Here is a 1,670-nt window from a genome sequence, read left to right on the forward strand (position 1 = left end):
ATGAACGGGGCGGTCATCCCGATCCTCGCGCTGTTCGTCGTCGCCGCTGAGGAGCAGGGGGTGGCGCCCGAGCAGCTGACCGGGACCATCCAGAACGACATCCTCAAGGAGTTCATGGTCCGCAACACCTACATCTACCCGCCCGAGCCGTCGATGCGCATCATCAGCGACATCTTCGCGTTCACGAGCCAGAAGATGCCGCGGTTCAACTCGATCTCCATCTCCGGGTACCACATGCAGGAGGCCGGGGCCACGCAGGACCTCGAGCTGGCCTACACGCTGGCGGACGGGGTGGAGTACCTGCGCGCGGGCAAGGCCGTGGGCCTGGACGTCGACGTGTTCGCCCCGAGGCTGTCGTTCTTCTGGGCCATCGGCATGAACTTCTTCATGGAGGTGGCCAAGATGCGGGCCGCCCGCCTGCTCTGGGCGCGACTGGTCAAGGACCAGGGCGCCACCAACCCGAAGTCGCTCAGCCTGCGCACGCACAGCCAGACCTCGGGCTGGTCCCTGACGGCGCAGGACGTGTTCAACAACGTCGTGCGCACGTGCGTCGAGGCGATGGCCTCGACCCAGGGCCACACCCAGAGCCTGCACACCAACGCCCTCGACGAGGCCATCGCGTTGCCGACGGACTTCTCGGCGCGCATCGCCCGCAACACCCAGCTGGTGCTCCAGCAGGAGTCGGGCACGACCCGGGTCATCGACCCGTGGGCGGGCTCGGCCTACGTCGAACGCCTCACCCACGACCTCGCGCGACGCGCGTGGGAGCACCTCGAGGAGGTCGAGGCCGCCGGTGGCATGGCGAAGGCGATCGAGGCCGGCATCCCGAAGATGCGCATCGAGGAGGCCGCGGCCCGCACCCAGGCGCGCATCGACTCCGGCCAGCAGCCGGTCATCGGCGTCAACCGCTACCCGGTCGACGAGGACGAGCCGATCGAGGTGCTCAAGGTCGACAACGCCGCCGTGCGGGCGAGCCAGGTCGCCAAGCTCGAGCGGCTGCGGGCCGAGCGCGACGAGGACGCCACCCGCGCGGCGCTCGCGAAGATGACGGATGCCGCCCGCTCGGGTTCGGACGGGACGCTCGCCACGAACCTGCTCGCCCTCGCGATCGATGCTGCCCGGGCCAAGGCGACGGTGGGGGAGATGTCGGCGGCGATGGAGGAGGTCTTCGGCCGCTACACCGCGCAGATCCGTACGATCGGTGGCGTGTACAGCGCCGAGGCAGGGCAGGACGAGAGCGTGCTGCGCGCCCAGGCACTGGTCGAGGAGTTCGAGGCCGAGCAGGGCCGCCGCCCGCGCATCCTCGTCGCGAAGATGGGCCAGGACGGCCACGACCGCGGCCAGAAGGTCATCGCCACCGCGTTCGCCGACCTCGGGTTCGACGTCGACGTGGGCCCGCTGTTCCAGACCCCGGCCGAGGTTGCCCGCCAGGCCGTCGAGGCCGACGTGCACGTCGTCGGGGTCAGCTCGCTCGCGGCCGGGCACCTCACGCTCGTGCCGGCGCTGCGCCACGAGCTCGACGCCCTGGGCCGTGAGGACCTGATGATCGTCGTCGGCGGCGTCATCCCCGCGCAGGACTTCGAGGCGCTGCGGGCTGCCGGTGCGGACGCGATCTACCCGCCGGGCACGGTCATCAGCACGGCGGCGATCGACCTCATCGGCGACCTGCG

At 70.5% G+C, this 1,670-nt stretch carries 1 protein-coding gene; it reads left to right on the top strand.

Going from position 1 to position 1,670, the window contains the following annotated elements:
* Positions 1 to 1,670, top strand: a 1,670-nt coding sequence (scpA, locus tag PLL68_RS14860) for a methylmalonyl-CoA mutase (RefSeq protein ID WP_324535415.1), incomplete at both ends; no start/stop codon positions are given.

The sequence above is a fragment of the Ornithinibacter sp. genome (assembly GCF_035443565.1).
In the GTDB taxonomy this organism is placed as follows: Bacteria; Actinomycetota; Actinomycetes; order Actinomycetales; family Dermatophilaceae; genus Fodinibacter.